This is a genomic window from Marinifaba aquimaris, assembly GCF_013328345.1.
Lineage (GTDB): Bacteria > Pseudomonadota > Gammaproteobacteria > Enterobacterales > Alteromonadaceae > Marinifaba > Marinifaba aquimaris.
Window position 1 is genome coordinate 165,798 of sequence record NZ_JABULX010000005.1, and the last position, 12,356, is coordinate 178,153.

18 protein-coding genes are annotated in these 12,356 nt (G+C 42.5%); 6 read left to right on the forward strand and 12 right to left on the reverse strand.

Going from position 1 to position 12,356, the window contains the following annotated elements; all coding sequences use genetic code 11:
- Positions 1–107 precede the first annotated feature (107 nt).
- Positions 108–494, reverse strand: a complete 387-nt coding sequence (locus HR060_RS05440) for a hypothetical protein (RefSeq protein WP_174199266.1) — start codon at positions 492–494, stop codon at positions 108–110.
- Positions 495–707: 213 nt separating this feature from the next.
- Between HR060_RS05440 and HR060_RS05445 the strand changes: the two genes are divergently transcribed.
- Positions 708–1,430, forward strand: a complete 723-nt coding sequence (locus tag HR060_RS05445; protein ID WP_174199267.1) for a response regulator transcription factor — start codon at positions 708–710, stop codon at positions 1,428–1,430.
- A 49-nt stretch (positions 1,431–1,479) separates the two neighbouring features.
- Positions 1,480–1,662 carry a hypothetical protein gene (locus tag HR060_RS05450; protein WP_174199268.1) on the forward strand — a complete coding sequence of 61 codons (183 nt, stop codon included), beginning with the start codon at positions 1,480–1,482 and terminating at the stop codon, positions 1,660–1,662.
- A gap of 122 nt (positions 1,663–1,784) precedes the next feature.
- Here the strand turns inward: HR060_RS05450 and HR060_RS05455 are convergent, their stop codons facing one another.
- The 4 genes from HR060_RS05455 to HR060_RS05470 form a co-directional block, all read right to left on the reverse strand.
- Complete coding sequence (locus HR060_RS05455; protein ID WP_174199269.1) at positions 1,785–2,339, reverse strand: hypothetical protein; 555 nt, start codon at positions 2,337–2,339, stop codon at positions 1,785–1,787.
- Positions 2,339–3,331 carry a cytochrome d ubiquinol oxidase subunit II gene (locus HR060_RS05460; protein ID WP_174199270.1) on the reverse strand — a complete coding sequence of 331 codons (993 nt, stop codon included), beginning with the start codon at positions 3,329–3,331 and terminating at the stop codon, positions 2,339–2,341. Before HR060_RS05460 ends, HR060_RS05455 begins: the two co-directional genes overlap by 1 nt.
- Complete coding sequence (locus HR060_RS05465; RefSeq protein WP_174199271.1) at positions 3,324–4,721, reverse strand: cytochrome ubiquinol oxidase subunit I; 1,398 nt, start codon at positions 4,719–4,721, stop codon at positions 3,324–3,326. The genes HR060_RS05460 and HR060_RS05465 overlap by 8 nt, the downstream gene beginning before the upstream one ends.
- A 130-nt stretch (positions 4,722–4,851) precedes the next feature.
- Complete coding sequence (locus HR060_RS05470; RefSeq protein WP_174199272.1) at positions 4,852–5,394, reverse strand: GbsR/MarR family transcriptional regulator; 543 nt, start codon at positions 5,392–5,394, stop codon at positions 4,852–4,854.
- A 242-nt stretch (positions 5,395–5,636) separates the two neighbouring features.
- Here HR060_RS05470 and HR060_RS05475 point away from each other — a divergent pair, with 242 nt between their 5' ends.
- Positions 5,637–5,867 (forward strand): hypothetical protein, encoded by a 231-nt coding sequence (locus HR060_RS05475; protein ID WP_174199273.1) that lies wholly within the window; start codon positions 5,637–5,639, stop codon positions 5,865–5,867.
- A 15-nt stretch (positions 5,868–5,882) separates the two neighbouring features.
- Here the strand turns inward: HR060_RS05475 and HR060_RS05480 are convergent, their stop codons facing one another.
- Positions 5,883–6,332, reverse strand: a complete 450-nt coding sequence (locus HR060_RS05480) for a GNAT family N-acetyltransferase (RefSeq protein ID WP_174199274.1) — start codon at positions 6,330–6,332, stop codon at positions 5,883–5,885.
- Between the two features lie 73 nt (positions 6,333–6,405).
- Positions 6,406–6,855: an HPP family protein gene (locus HR060_RS05485; protein WP_174199275.1), complete on the reverse strand. Its 450-nt coding sequence runs from the start codon at positions 6,853–6,855 to the stop codon at positions 6,406–6,408.
- A gap of 117 nt (positions 6,856–6,972) precedes the next feature.
- On the opposite strand from HR060_RS05485, the gene HR060_RS05490 reads away from it, so the two are divergent.
- Both HR060_RS05490 and HR060_RS05495 read left to right on the forward strand, forming a co-directional pair.
- A complete protein-coding gene (locus HR060_RS05490; RefSeq protein WP_174199276.1) occupies positions 6,973–7,533 on the forward strand; it encodes a TetR/AcrR family transcriptional regulator in 561 nt (186 codons plus the stop codon).
- A gap of 77 nt (positions 7,534–7,610) precedes the next feature.
- A complete protein-coding gene (locus HR060_RS05495) occupies positions 7,611–8,084 on the forward strand; it encodes a DUF4174 domain-containing protein (protein ID WP_174199277.1) in 474 nt (157 codons plus the stop codon).
- 20 nt (positions 8,085–8,104) lie between these two features.
- Here HR060_RS05495 and HR060_RS05500 read toward each other — a convergent pair whose 3' ends face one another.
- Positions 8,105–9,160 carry a Kelch repeat-containing protein gene (locus HR060_RS05500; RefSeq protein WP_174199278.1) on the reverse strand — a complete coding sequence of 352 codons (1,056 nt, stop codon included), beginning with the start codon at positions 9,158–9,160 and terminating at the stop codon, positions 8,105–8,107.
- Positions 9,161–9,382: 222 nt separating this feature from the next.
- Here HR060_RS05500 and HR060_RS05505 point away from each other — a divergent pair, with 222 nt between their 5' ends.
- On the forward strand, positions 9,383–9,526 hold the full coding sequence (locus HR060_RS05505) for a hypothetical protein (protein WP_174199279.1): 144 nt from the start codon (positions 9,383–9,385) through the stop codon (positions 9,524–9,526).
- A 3-nt stretch (positions 9,527–9,529) separates the two neighbouring features.
- Here HR060_RS05505 and HR060_RS05510 read toward each other — a convergent pair whose 3' ends face one another.
- From HR060_RS05510 to HR060_RS05525, 4 genes are all read right to left on the reverse strand, one after another.
- Positions 9,530–10,387, reverse strand: a complete 858-nt coding sequence (locus HR060_RS05510) for a YDG/SRA domain-containing protein (protein WP_174199280.1) — start codon at positions 10,385–10,387, stop codon at positions 9,530–9,532.
- 166 nt (positions 10,388–10,553) lie between these two features.
- Positions 10,554–11,255, reverse strand: a complete 702-nt coding sequence (locus HR060_RS05515) for an alpha/beta fold hydrolase (protein ID WP_174199281.1) — start codon at positions 11,253–11,255, stop codon at positions 10,554–10,556.
- 26 nt (positions 11,256–11,281) lie between these two features.
- Positions 11,282–11,605, reverse strand: a complete 324-nt coding sequence (locus tag HR060_RS05520) for an alpha/beta hydrolase (RefSeq protein WP_174199282.1) — start codon at positions 11,603–11,605, stop codon at positions 11,282–11,284.
- Positions 11,606–11,610: 5 nt separating this feature from the next.
- Positions 11,611–12,282 carry a DUF1349 domain-containing protein gene (locus tag HR060_RS05525; RefSeq protein ID WP_174199283.1) on the reverse strand — a complete coding sequence of 224 codons (672 nt, stop codon included), beginning with the start codon at positions 12,280–12,282 and terminating at the stop codon, positions 11,611–11,613.
- Between the last annotated feature and the right edge of the window lie 74 nt (positions 12,283–12,356).

Below are 12,356 nucleotides of genomic sequence, written 5' to 3' on the forward strand. Positions count from 1 at the left end.
AAAGCGTGGCCTTTGTACCGAGAGTACAAGATAAAGTCAAATTTGCATCGCTGTTAGCGATTTAGCGCACACCATCTCAATCAGAGATGGTGCCAGCGAGTTTAGGGTTAAAGCGTTTTTGCTTGGCGTCTAAAAATATGCAGGGCGATTTGCGAGAGGGTAAATAAGCCAAAAGTGAAGATTAAGCCCGTTAGCATGATAGGCTCGTAGCCTTCAATGACAGTTGAAATAACACGGGCTGAGCCATTTAAAAAGAAATACATAGAGGCGGGTAAAATCAGCAGCCAATCTTTTCTAATTGCACCGATTAAGGTAATGATCGCTAAGCTTAATGTCGGTGCGCCCAAGGTACGCAAATTGGTAAAACCATAATTGCTAATGGCATTAAAACCACTGGGTTGATTGATGACTTCAGGGGCGAACATAGTCACCAAACCTGCTGAACCTAACACTAAAACAAATACACCTGAGAGCAATTGAGCGAAGCGAATCATTATCTATTTTCCTTATTGAAATAAGCGCTAGGCGCTTGGTTTTGATAAGGCATAGATTAATCAGTTGAGCTAATTGTCGCTTGCACGATCCAATCAAGTTTTAGCATTAAACGGTCAAACCATTGTCAATTTGAAAAAATTTTCACGTTAACTGTCAACCAACCCCAATTCAGTGCGTTGTATTAAATGAGTTGATACAAAGGAGCACAGACAATGGAAAAGCAAATATTACTCTTTAGTCCTAATCGCATTTCGGCAAAATCAGTATTTGCCATGTTAACTGACTGCCAATATCAGGTCAGTTTGATTCAGGATGAGTTGTTGTTATTGAGCTTAGTGGCTGAGCGAAGAAATACAGCCATCATTATCGATTGTGTGGGTGATACTACACAAAGCTTCGAGTTATTAAAAAATATTAGACAGAAAACTAACAAGCCTGTGGCGGTGTTAAGCGAATGCCAAAACTGGCTAACCCGAACCATTGCTTATGAATTGGGTGTTGATGACTTTATTGAAAAGCCGCTACAAGAGCGTGAGTTTATTGCTCGGTTAAGTACTATGCTGCGCCGAGTCAGTTTGGCATTTGAGCAAAATGATTCACAAAAAGTCTTGCATATCAATGGTATAAAACTAGACCCATGCGCGCGGAAAGTCTTCTGTAATGGTCAGCCCGTAGCCCTTACCAGTATGGAGTTCAACGTTTTGCACATGTTGATGCTAAGCCCAGGGAGTGTGGTTTCGAAACAAGATTTATCGACCAAAGCTTTGCATTACGACAAAGCTGAAACCACGCGTGGTGTCGATATGCATATCTGCAATATACGCAAGAAGTTCGCGAACATCTGTGACTGTGACAAATTGCAGAATATTAGAGGAGTGGGGTATTTATTTCTGCTCTCGGAAGCAAGACACGTCAACTTCTCATTTATCGAATAAGAACGTTTTATTGGAATGTGTTGAATTACAAGGAATGAAGGAGAGAAATATGGATAAACGCACTCATTCAACTCACAAGCAGAGTCCACACTCTGTACTCAAGGATGAATCTTTATCCACCACTGCAAATGTGAAATTTGAAGATTCCCGCGATCCAACAATGGCATCTGCCAATGTTGAAGCGGCTAGAATGGCTTGGTTAGCTAAGAATAAGGAGACAGACGATTCTTAGCTTTGCTTTTTGCGCCTAACTATTGCTTTTAGCCTGCCACCCGCTGTTAAAAAGCATAGTTGTCACTGGATAGAGATGAGATAGGGATTGCTCATCTCTATCCTTTTTTTGGTCTTTAGCTATCACTGTGTTGCCGGTTTAACATCGCCTGCATAATTTGATGTTTGTGATAAACCCGAACTAAATGCCAACCACCACAATATGCAATTGATAATCACTGTACTGCCTTTTGAATCCGCAGAGTAGCTGAGCAAATAGCTAACCCATGAGTAAATCAGTGAGCTAAGTGCAATCAATAATAGAATTAAACCTTGATTGTATGGCGGCAGTTTGAGCTGCCAAATTTTGTTCAAACAAAGCAGGGATAACACTGCGCCCAATAAACTGGGGATCACCATAAAGCCATATTCAGTTAACCGCGCAATCAATTGGTGCTGTTCGGCAAAGTAAATCGATAAACCATGGGTTAGCCCCAAGATGATCGACACTGCTAACGTCGCCATTAACGTCGGTTTTTTGTTAAGCGCCGTCCACAAAATAAATGAATAGAAAAAACCTGCGGTCACGCTAAACACTAGTGTTAATTCTACAAATAAAATACTAATGGCGCCCAGTGCCGATAGTATGATGGTCATAGCCATCAGTTTAGAGGTATTAAATTGAGCTTGCGTTGCCATTAGTAATACCTCAAGTCTTCAACTTTACCCCAAAATACGCGATAAGAATAAAGGGTGTAGGCCAAGATAGTGGGGATAACAAACAATGCCCCATACAGTAAAAAGTTAAGTGATTCAGCAGCCGCAACAGATTGATAAATCGTCATTTGATTGGGCACAACATACGGATAAAAACTCACTGCAAGCCCGACAAAGGTAAAGGTGAAAATTGCACAAGCAGCAACAAATGGACGCGCTTGGTTTTTACTTTGATCTATGACTTTTAATTGTTGCCACGCATAGATAAACAAGGCTAAACAAATCAGTGGGATCGGCAATAACACCAAGGCGTAAGGCATACTAAACCAGCGCTCCGTAATGTTAGGGTCGATCAATAGGTTAGTGATAGACACGACAACAATACCGGCAAAACAAATCACTAAGGTGCGTTTGCAATAACGCAAAGCGCGCTGTTGTAATTCACCTTCGGTTTTCATCACCAGCCAAGCTGAGCCGATAAAGCAATACGCGGCGCAAACCCCAAGTGCACTGAGTAGAGCAAAACTGATTGTGTTGAGGTTATATTCAAACCCCATCACATATAAGCCCAACATAAAGCCTTGGCTCGCTGCAGCAATGAACGAACCTGCTTTAAAAACTTTGTCCCAAGTGGGTTTATGACTGAAAGCGGCCTTAGCGCGAAAATCAAAAGCGACGCCGCGCAGTATCAAGCCAATCAGCATAATCGCAGCAGGCAGATACAGGGCTTTTAAGATTAAGCTGTGAGCAAACGGAAAGGCAATCAGTAAGACACCAATCGCCAAAACTAACCAGGTTTCATTGGCATCCCAAAAAGGGCCAATTGACGCGATCATCGTATCGCTGTCGGCTTGGTTATACAGCGGTAGCATCATACCCACACCGAGGTCATAACCATCGAGCATGGCATAAAGTAAAACGGCCAGCGCCATTAATCCGGCATAAATCAGTGCCAGTGTAGCTTGATCAAACATGATTGACCTCCTGAGTTGCAGACTGTGTAGCGTGAGCTTGAGTTTTGATTGGCAGCCTGTGTTCGTCGTCTTGAATTTCTTCTATTTCGACCGCGCGACGCGCCATCACAAATACTGTGTGTAAGTAGGCAACGAGCAAGATGCTATAAACGGTTAAATACAGGGTTAAAGAGATGGCGACATTACTTGGCGCTATGGTTGTCGCGGCCTCTTTCACCGTGACTAAGCCATAAACCAAATACGGCTGACGACCAATTTCTGTGACATACCAACCCGCTAATGTTGCAATCCAGCCGATAAAAGACATCGCCACTAAGGTTTTCAGTATCCAAATGGGCATGGCTTGTTGCTGTTTGTCTTGGCGGTGAAGTTTATATCTGGCGTACCACGCAACCGCTATCATCAATAAGCCAATGCTGACCATAATGCGAAAAGCGAAAAATACTGGAGCTACTGGCGGATGGTTTTCAAATTCATCCATGCCTTTTAATTCACCATCTAGGCTGTGCGTTAAGATTAAACTCGCCATGTAAGGCACTTTGACTTCAAAGTGGTTGGTTCTTTGTTCTTCATCCGGTATCGCAAAAAGCAATAATGGTGCGCCTTTTTCTGTATGCCAGATCCCTTCAATGGCAGCAATTTTAGCAGGCTGATATTTCAGCGTATTAAGGCCATGAGAGTCACCGACAAAGGCCTGTATTGGCGCTAAAATAGCCGCGGCAGTCAGCGCTACTTTTAAGGTTAACTTGGGCGCGCGTTTGTCATCGCCGCGCAAGATGCGATAGGCGCTTAATCCGGCAATTAAAAAGCTCGCAGTCAGACCAGAAGCCAACATCATATGGGTAAAACGATGCGGGAAAGACGGGTTAAAGATAATCTCAAACCAATCTAGCGGGTAAGCGACACCGTCGCGCATTTCAAAACCTGTGGGGGTTTGCATCCAAGAATTAAGCGCTAAAATCCAAAAGGCAGATAACGTGGTACCAATGGCAACGATGACAGTTGATAAGGTATGAATTTTGGGTGGCACGCGTTTGATACCAAACAGCATAATGCCAAGGAAAGTGGCTTCTAGAAAGAATGCCGTTAGCACTTCGTAGCCAAGTAGAGGCCCTGCTATGTTACCGACTTTTTCCATAAAACCCGGCCAGTTGGTACCAAATTGGAATGACATGGTAATGCCACTGACCACACCTAAAGCAAAAGTGAGGGCGAATATTTTGACCCAAAAGCGATAAGCACGCATCCAAACGGCATCACCGGTCTGATCAAATCGGACTTTAAAAAACACCAAAAACCAGCACATGGCAATGGTAATAGTGGGGAACAAGATATGAAAACTGATGTTGGCCGCAAATTGAATGCGAGACAACATTTCCGTATCTAACATAGTTGACTCCTTACTTGTTTATCGTGGCAATAAAACAAGTGTTAATTTTTAGAATCTGTCTTGCTTGTGCACTGAATAGGGATAAAGTGAAAAATCAGTTTGCGACAAGCACAAAAAAAGCGGCGCTAAATTAGCTGCCGCTTTTTAAAAATTTATCTTTCATATCGAGTACTTTGCCAACGCCAGCACCGAGCTTCATCAGAGTGTTGAGCTTGCTCGCATCCATACCTTGTAATTCAGAAGCAAAGAAGGTGGTGGTTTCGAGCAAGTCGTGTATCTCATGCATCTTAGTTTGTGCGTATTGCTCTTTTTCATTAGCTGCATCATCGAGCAAATTATCTCTGAGCAAGCTTAAGGTTGGGTCTATTTCTCGCTTGCGTCTCTCTTCGAATACGCGGTTGGCTAAATCCCAAATACTGCCTGCTGGGCTGTAATACTCTTTGCGATCGCCTGGTTTGTGTTGTACCTGAATTAATCGCCAAGAATGCAGCTCTTTAATCCCCATACTGACATTACCGCGAGAGATATTCAGTTGCTCGGCTAACTCATTGGCAGTGAGGGCTTGTTCATTGATAAGTAATAGCCCCATCATTTGTCCAATGGTGCGATTAAAGCCCCAACGGCTTCCCATTTCACCGCAGTGCAATACAAAGGCTTCAATTTTTGGTGTCATTTTGTTTTTTCTAAACTTTCAGAAATTACTGAAAGTTTAGGGGTTTTTTGATATAGATCAAGTTTTAACCTGACCAACTGCCAAAAAAGGCGGTTAAATAGCAAAAATGTTAAACTTAGAGGCTTGTTTACAAAGGAAAAAAAGTGGCTGGGGTTTTTACAGAACTTTGCAGTTTTTGACATAAATTTGTGTTGCTAGCGACTAAGATATAACCATCTGATAAGAACTAAGGTGGTTTAAACATGTTGCGCTATTCACAAACAGTCGAATTGATTAACCGCACATCTGATATTGTATTACTCGATAAATACCAAGAATATGCTGAAGATTTAGCAGCAAGGGGCGACCCTGCCGCTGTTTGGTTACTCGATGCTATCTCAGCAAGAAAAGAGAAAGTATCAAGCCCACAAGAGCTGGCGAACGCGGTCGATATTTTACTCGATAATATGCGGGTTAAAATGAGCCAAATTTAATGACTAAAACCTGCACTAGGCAGGTTTTAGCATTTCGATATGCGGGATACCGTCTTCATCATAAGGCTCGGATACTTGCTCAAAGCCAAAGGCTTGATAATAGTTAGCTAAGTGCTGCTGCGCTGAAATGCGTATTCCATCTTTAGGGTACAGAGCTGTTGTTTGTTCAACCGCTTGTGCCATCAGCTTTTTACCCATTCCCGTGCCTCGTACTAACTCTGAGGTTAGTACTCGGCCAATTGCCGCTTCTCGGTATTTGATACCCGGCTTAACAATTCGAGCGTAAGCAATGATGCGTTCAGGCTGTTTTTCATCATAAGTAAACAAGTGATGTGAAAGCTGATCGCTTTGGTCTGCATCTTGGTAAACGCAGTTTTGCTCGACGGTAAAGACTTCTTGTCTGACCCGTAAAATCTCATAAAGCTCATTGATATTGAGCTCATTAAACGGCTTGCAGTACCACATTATCTGACTCCGAAAAAACACTAGATACCGCTATAATTGGGGCCTGAAGTCGATAACACAAGGCTCCAAAATCTTAAATAGCTGATTTAGCGACAGCCCATTGCATACTCTTACCTATTAATACAATGACAATGGCGCCTATTAATACGGGTGTGAGTAAGAACTCCCAACTTTGGCCTGAGAGCATAATCAAAATAGGGTTTGCTCCGGCGGGTGGATGAGTGGTTTTAGTCAATAACATGGCTGAAACGCCAAGCCCTGTTGCGATAGCTAAGTTGATTGGATCTACGCCAATTAATTGCACAAAACAAACGCCAACCAAGGCGGTGATCAGGTGGCCAAAAATAACATTTTTCGGCTGTGCTAATGGGCTGTTGGGCAAACCAAATACTAAAACGGTTGTCGCGCCAAATGGTGCCATAATCAGAATGGCCTTGGTTGTTGTTGCATCTAATACCGCTAATACGCCAATGGCTAATGCCGCTCCGCACCCAGCAAGTAACGCAAGTATGGTGTTTTTCATTTCATTCACTCCTTTGATTGTTCAACATTAAAGTACACAAGTCTGTCTACTTGCTAATAAGGTAGACAGACTTGTATACTTTTGTCAAAGACTGTTTTATCAAAAAGCGATTATTTCATGAGTCAAAAAAGGCAATTGCTGATCGATACGGCGCTTGAGCTGTTTTACCAGCAGGGTATTAATTCGATTGGTATCAACGAAGTGTTAAAACAATCGGGTGTCGCTAAACGCACCTTGTACAGCCACTTTGATAGCAAAGAAGCTCTGATTTTAGCTGCGCTAGAACAAAGGCATCAGGTGTTTATCAGTTGGTTTAGTCAGCAAATTAGTCAGGTTAGCAACGCAAACGAAATGATAGAGGCGGTTTTTGATGCACTGGCCTCATGGTTTAACGGTTGCGCCGAGCCTTTGGGGGCGTTTAAAGGCTGTTTCTTTATCAATACATCAGCTGAGTTTAGTGATCAAAACAGTGCTACTTTTCACTTTTGCCAAGCGCATAAACAAGCGATTAAAACGGCTATTAACACTCAACTACCGACCATTAATGCAGAACTAGTCGATACCTTGTGTTTACTAAAAGAAGGGGCAATTGTCTCAGTACAGCTATTAGGTAATGCAACGTATGTTATTGCATTGTCTAAGCGCAATGCCAAGGCGGTGATGGCCAGTTTGAATTAGTGCTTATTTGCGCAATTAATAAACGATATTGCGCTTTACGTCGTATGCTTATACTACTGGCGAGTGGAGTAACGACGATGCGTGTATTACAAGCCTTGGTGTTGTTTGTTTTAATACCAAATTTTGTGTTGTTAAACCCAACAAAAGCGATAGCAACGGATGAACTCGCAACCCCCATTTTGCTCGATACTTGGTTATGGGAATACCGATTAATGGCAATCAATACCGAGCAAGCTGATCACAAGCAACTCAAGCTTTGGTTGGCGCGGCATCAATGCCATTTAAACGACAGACGCATCCGCGTGGTCGGGCTACCTGAGTCTATGGTTAAATCTGTTTCTCTGAGTATCGATGTATCGGATAACGACAAATATGAGCTCAGTTACCTTCCCAAAAGCAAAGGTGCGCTGATTGGTTTAGACGGCATCGAAAAAATCCGTTTTGATTTGCCGCTAACGGCTGAAAAGACTCAACTGCTATGGCAATTGATCGATGAAATGGCGATGAGAAAACCCCGCTCGCATTGGGCTAAATGCGAGCAGAGTATGTAGTAGTTAACTTACCTGATTATTTAAACTGCAAGGGCATCTACACGACTTGACGTGCCCGTTGCGCCTGCCTGCACGGCACCGGCTAACGAAACAATACGGTTATCAAATACCACTGCACCTAAACCGTGACGCGTTGACGGTAGACTGACACTTAGCGTCTGCCACTGTTCTTTGGCTAAATCGTAATGCCATACTTGTTTAAACGCTTTGCTGTCGATGACTTTATCTTTGCCATCCACTTTAGCAAAAATGTATTCTTCACCACCAAAAGCATAAATACTGTTGTTGATGCTAACGCAAGCTAAGCCTGCACTGGCCATAGGTAAAGGCGGTAAATCAAACCAGCGATCGAGTTGACTGTCATAACATTGAAAAAGCGTTTGATTGAGGAAGTTTTTAGATTGAATACGCCCGCCTACCGCATAAATAAGTGCGTTATGGCTGCACGCAGCTAATGAATTTCGCGCAACAGCAAGTGGTGCCGCTGATTGCCAATCGGTACCATCAAAGACCCAGTGTTTGTTGGTATCGTCTAATTGACCTGTCGCGTTACTGCGGCCGCCAAATACATGGATATTTTCGTTGATATTGGCATAACCCGATTCGGCTTGGGTTTGCGGTAAGGCTTTAATAGTTTGCCATTGGCCGTCTAACTTATTTAGTAATGCACACTCACCTCGCGCTTGCCAAGGGTCGTTTAAATCAGCAAAAAAGCCGCCTAGTGCATATAAACCGCGTTTGCTGGCAACAAGCCCTAAGTGATGGCGTTTAAAAGGCAGTGACGTCGCTTGCTGCCAAGTGCTATCGGCCGACTTTAACGTATAAAGCTTATTAGAAATGGTCAAATGGCCCATTTCACCTTTTCCATCTGGTGCTATTTCTAAACCGCCTGCCACACAAATTCTATCGGCAAAAACGGCAGGGTAAATCTCTTGCATAGCGACGGGTAAATCGGCGAGTGACTGCCATTGGTTTGCCTGTTTTGCTGATGTTGTGGCAAAAGCCGGAAATTGCGAAGCCGCGGCACAGGTGAGACTGCCATGGCTAACTAGTTTTATGAAGGTACGACGTTCCATCTTCTTTCTCTCATTGCTTTTTCGCCAGTATGCATTTTAACCAGCTGAAAAATATAGCGATTAAAGATACAAACGACGATTTGCAGGATTAACTGCAAGCATGAGTTTGGGTGCTTATGGACGACCTTCTAGCTTGGCCAAATTCTGTTTAATTAAGCTTTCGATAAATTCGCGAAACACTTTAAAGCGCTTAACTTTTCGATGGCTGGGGTGCCTGAAATAATGGTTAAACAGAGTCAGCAAAGTGCTAAGCTGGTTAAAATTGCTGATATAGCCCATTCACCTATTCACTATATGCATTTGTTCTCTCAAAAGCCGCCAGCTAAGGTTCAGCAGTTTGTTAAGTTGCTAAAAGAGCAGCTTTAGCAATCAAGGGGTATGTTTGTAATGATGATTTCTATGATATTTGATCAATTCGATATTAATTTTATGCTTCTTGGTTGTTCTTAGTTTTCCTTCAATGCCAATGAGCTCTAAATTATCTTTAATGGCAAAGCCTCCATTATCAAACATCACATGGTGATTTGGACACAAACATAAAATATTGCTTTCAATATCTGGGCCGTTATGCGGTGCGCCCAAAGCTTTAATATGTGCTGCCTGTGCGTATAAACCTGCACTTGTTTTAATTGCTAATCCACATACTTGGCATTGATGTTTATGCCAGGATTTAACGTTTTGTGCTTTTTGATAGTTTCTTATTATTCGGTTAATAGTAGATGGTTTTCTTCCTGGGGTGAGGTATTTATCTACTGGTTCATTAATAAGGTGAGCAGAAATAGAGTGTTTTTGGGCTACCAACTTATATCGATACACTTTGTATCCTGATTTTCCAGTCTCACACCAATAGCTTTCTACATCATAAAGACCCGCATAGCGGTATCCTTTTACTGGGCTTAATTCATGTTTGTGCTTATGCCCTCGAACTACTCGAACAGGAAGTTTTTCAATTTTACTTTTTGCTAAGGCTAGGTTTACACCTATTAATTCTTGATCTGATACCTGCTTATTATTTTTTTGGCCTCCGGCTCCTGTATAGATGATAACATCGCCATAATCCTCATCATCTTCGTAGCCCCCGGAAAGAACTATCGAATCAGCTCCCTCAAATGCTGAACCACTAATCCCTTTTTGATTTGGTCGATGCACCCCCACTTCTCTCAAAGCTATGCGGTTTTCAAATTGATCTCCAGGGGTTACTCCTTCAATTTCACCGAAGATTCGCATTTAATCGATTCCCTATATTTGATTTTATCTTCTAAATTACGGTGTACCTGTTTAAGTATTGTTCTATCAAATATTCTAAGTTATTGCTATATAATGAAAAATTTCTTTTTAACTTAGATGGCCTTGTAATATGCACGCTTAGCTTTTTGCTTTAAAAGGGTTAACTTTAAGTAAAATCTCTAACCCAATTATTTAGGTGTTGCGCGAGTGCTTGAGGTTGTTCTAGTGGGATCATATGCCCAGCGTTTTCAGTGGTGAGTATTTTGAGCTGGGGTCGGGTTAAGTCGAGTTGTTGGAACCAAGCTTTATCAATAAGTGCATCTTGTTCGCTGTAATAAAAGTAAGCAGTGCCTTGGTATTGATTAAAATAGGAGGCTAAGTTGCAGCGCTCGGTTGTGTGTTGAAATTGACTCAAAAAGGTTTCTGCACCGAGAGTTTTATCCATCGCGAGTACGCAATCGATAATGCTCTCATCACGATTTTGGGCACTTAATAATGATGCAACGCGTTTGCGACTTAAACCTTGGTAGCCATTTTTTTCAGCAAATGCACGCATGGCATACCTTTGTTTGAGTTCATTTTCAGGCAGTGCAGTTGGGCTATTGGCAATAATAAAGATGCGATTAACTTGCTCTGGGTAGCGAGCTAGAAAGTCACTGGCAATATAGCCACCTAGAGAAAAGCCAACCAAATTGACTGGCTCTTCACCGAGTTGTTGCTGGTAATGCGCAGCAATTTGCTCAAAGTTCAGCTGATTTGGAATAGGCAAGTGCACTACTTCAATCTCACTATCGAGATAAGGCAACACCCGCGACCAGAGCCTGTTGTCACATTGGGTACCTGGAATAAAGTAGAGCGTTTGTTTCATGCTGGTATGTCCTATTGCTGATTAACTCAGGCTTTGCCAAACAGCCAGAGCAATGAGTGTTCCAATAACTCGGCACCGTGTATTAGGTTGTGGCCTTGTTGACCAAATTCAAAGTGATGATCATAGCCTTTAAATTTCAGTGCTGCAGCCATTTGCTTATTGCCTAGTGCCCAATTGCCGTAGCGAGTATCGAGATCTTGCTCACCGCTTTGGAAGTAGATACGAATAGGTTTGGCCGCTTCATTGCGAATCAAATATGGGTATTTTCCTCCTCCGCGGATATCCACAAAGCTACCACAATGGCTTAACACATTGGCAAATAGATGACGAGTCAGTTGCCCTGCGTACATAAATACTATTTTCCTTGCCAAAAATCAGTCATGGTTTTTTCACTAAACTGAATATCAGTAAATACAGCATTAAAGGCATTACTAAGTGGTGCTTGAGCCATTAAACCAACCTCAATTGGTGCTGATGTGGCCAGTTTAAACGAGCGAGTGTAATGCCAGTTATCGCCATCTTCTGAGAGGTAAAACAAGATGGTTTGGGCCTTTCTCACCACTTTTAAAAACATCGCATTTTGCGCCGTAGTTTGATGATAGGCATCATCACCTGAATGGCGGTTTACGGTCGACGCGACGCCGTTTTTACCTGATTGAAAGCGCTCAAATAAGAACTTAGCCCAGTTTTTGCCATCGGCATAAACATAGAGTGCACCACCATCAAAAGCGGCATTAAACTGGGCATTCACTTTGGCTGAAAAGATAAAATCAGCTTTAGGCGTAAACGCTATTCTTGGCGTGTTATCAATAGCCACACTTGCATCTGGACTGGTGTATAAATCTGTCCCTTTACTGGCATTGATTTCAATGCCCTTGGCTTGAATTGATATAGTGGAATCACCTGGTTTGGATATTAAGTCATAAGGGATACCAAACGTTGGCTTGTTGTCTTTTGCGATGGCAGAAGTCGCGATGGCCAATAGCATTAAAGCACGCGTGGCTACGCGGGTTATCGATTTGCGCATATCTTGTTATTCCTTGGCCTGACAGGCCATTTATGGTGAAAAAACGTATCTAGTTTGGTGCGTTGTAGCGATTG